General features: G+C 44.1%; 2 protein-coding genes. One reads left to right on the forward strand and one right to left on the reverse strand.

Features of this window, described 5'->3' with window-relative positions:
* Positions 1–419: 419 nt before the first annotated feature.
* Positions 420–1829 carry a polysaccharide deacetylase family protein gene (locus GF309_15630; GenBank protein ID MBD3160208.1) on the forward strand — a complete coding sequence of 470 codons (1410 nt, stop codon included), beginning with the start codon at positions 420–422 and terminating at the stop codon, positions 1827–1829.
* A gap of 64 nt (positions 1830–1893) precedes the next feature.
* Here the strand turns inward: GF309_15630 and GF309_15635 are convergent, their stop codons facing one another.
* Positions 1894–2619, reverse strand: a complete 726-nt coding sequence (locus GF309_15635; protein MBD3160209.1) for a tetratricopeptide repeat protein — start codon at positions 2617–2619, stop codon at positions 1894–1896.
* Positions 2620–2673: the final 54 nt, after the last annotated feature.

Genomic DNA, 2673 nt, shown 5'->3' on the forward strand with positions numbered 1-2673 from the left:
CCATACGCTGGGTTTTCTTGGAGAAGATAGTGACTCATGTTTGCTCATAACTACCATTGGGCGAAAGTTGGATTCGAATCTATATTGATTTTCCGAATCATATATCTGCAACTATGTACCCGAGATTATGCGACTTCTTTTCCCTGACAATCAACACCCCAACTATGATAACCAGACTGAGTGAGCCTAATGTAACACAATAACGAGGGCAATTTGAATAACCGCATTAACCTTCTTCTTCGATATACAAGTTAATACTATATGGGGCACACGAGCTAATCATAACAATGAATCTGAGGTAGCAGGTTGACATTTGGTTGTTGTACGTTTTGTCTATCAATTGACCAAATAGAGGGATTATATTATGAAATTAGGAGATATGGATTTCGCATGAAGACCTTAGATACAAGAGGTATGTTATGATGAGAAGGACGTTCATTGTATCAGCTCTGATAGTTATTCTTTCTTTGTCGTTCTTATCGTTAGCCACTTCGGATTTCGAAATTAGCGACGAGTACAGTGTTTCAGATCCATACATCCCTGTATTTCGAAATGACAAGCAGTATGCTTCTGTAATCTCATGGGACGATTATCCAGTATCCGACAGGAATGTCTCATATATGGAGGATTCACTCGGAATGAAGCATACCTCTTTCATCGTAACCCAGAGAATTGATGACGAACATGAGGCATGTTGCTTGGATATGATGTTCCGTGGTCACGACATACAGTCGCACGGGTGGAAACATATAGCATTAGGTGAAACTGATAACCTAACGCTCGTGCGAGAAGTACTTGAAAGAAGTTACGGAGAGATCCAAGATAAGTTCGGGTTCGAACCAATATTGTTTGCCTATCCGTTTGGTTCTGCCGATGAGAATTCCACGTCCATTGCAATGGAGTATTACGATCTCGGCAGAGGCATACAATACGAGGGGAAAGAAAGGATTGGAGAATGGCCGATTACACACAAAGAATATGCGGGTCATTCATTGGTGAACCCCAACGGAATCTGTGATGATAGTGTCCACAAGATATACGGTCAATTTGAGAAAATGATAACCGAACAAAAACCAGCTCCTTTCAATCCAGAGCAGGACAATATGATAAAGAATGTGAATAGCAGTAGGGTCTTCAAGTTGTACGGTCACACCACCGACTCTTTCATCAACGAATCATCCATGGAAGAGCTCGAGAATCAGTTGACCAGGTTATCAAACAGAAATGATACGTGGTTCACTTCTTGGGGTGAAGCAATCGCATATGAGAAAGCGAGGTCACTGACCAACCTATCCGAGTTGACCGTTGCTGATAATTTGTCATTAAATATGGTTGTTGAAGATGAGATAGAACGGTATCCTGTAGAGATAACAGTAAAAGCCGAAGTACCCAGCTTATGGAAAAACCCTGTTGTTCAGATTGGCAACAAGTACGTATCAAACGCTAACACCATCGAGAAGAATCAAAGCAAGTGGATCATGTTCAACGTAGTTCCACATAATTGCTCAATTCGCATAGCCGATGGAGTCTCTCCAGATGAAAGCAAACCGTCAGTAAACAATCCTACTTTGGAGTATCTATCGGGAAATACAGTAATAAGATTCGACGTAAATGACGACCATGGATTCATTTCTGATGTCAATGCCACACTCAGCAACGGTACGTATACTGAACACTTCAGCATAGTTGAGAATCCACTATTCTGGAACAATGAAACCTACGGACTTGTCGCTGATAGCTACATTGGCGGTAATCTCTCATTAACTGTACATGCTTTAGATACAAACGGAAACTACGTTCTGCATAGATTCAATGTATCTCAATTATGAACTTCAGACCGATTGAGCCTAATGTGACAGCCATCAAGATACCAAGGGCAGGTAGGAATCCTATTCACCGATTCTCCTGTTCCCTCAATCGGGCAGTGAAGGGTCCGCCGCGCTCAAGCCGTTTCTGTAGGTGGTCAAGCATCGAGTAATTCTCCAGTGCTTTTGCGGCTTTTTTCTCTCTTCCAAGATGCAAATATACCATCCCCAGATTTTTCCAGGCAGTCGGATTCAGCTTATCCGCCTCAACAGACCTCTCGAGCGCTTCTGCTGCTTCTTCGAGTCTTCCTATGCCTGCTAGCATCGCGCCCATGTTCATCCAAGTGGTTGCTCGTTCCGGCTCCAGGTCGAGCACCTTCCTGAAGGATTCTATTGCTTCCTCAATCCTGCCGAGACCCGCGAAGGCCAAACCAACATGTTTCCACGCGCTGGCATTTTCTGGGTCGAATTTGGCAGCATATCTGGATGCTACTATTGCCTCCTCATATCTGGCCATGTTGTAGTATACCGCACCCAGATTGTACCACCCATCCGCAAATTCGGGGTCCAGTTCTAGAGTCTGTTCAGATGCATGTGCTGATTCCTCCCACCTTCCCAGCTCTCCCAGAACCCCACTTAGATCGTACCATGCATCTATGTTGGTCGGGTCCAGCTCAGTAGCTTTCTGATACGATTCAGCCGCGTCTTCGAATTTCCCTAGTTCGACCAGTCTATAGCCCAAATCGTACCAAGCTTTCGCGTCATCCGGGTTTTCTTCAACAGATTCCTTGAGTTTTCTTACCTTACTATCCATCGCATACGATACCGCCTATGTGATGGCCAACCTAGACATCTAACGGCACAGACC

The organism is Candidatus Lokiarchaeota archaeon, assembly GCA_014730275.1.
GTDB lineage: Archaea > Asgardarchaeota > Thorarchaeia > Thorarchaeales > Thorarchaeaceae > WJIL01.

Excerpts from the sequence above, each read along its gene's own strand:
- GF309_15630 (MBD3160208.1), top strand. The coding sequence starts at position 420 with ATGATGAGAAGGACGTTCATTGTATCAGCTCTGATAGTTATTCTTTCT.
- GF309_15635 (MBD3160209.1), bottom strand. The coding sequence starts at position 2,619 with ATGGATAGTAAGGTAAGAAAACTCAAGGAATCTGTTGAAGAAAACCCG.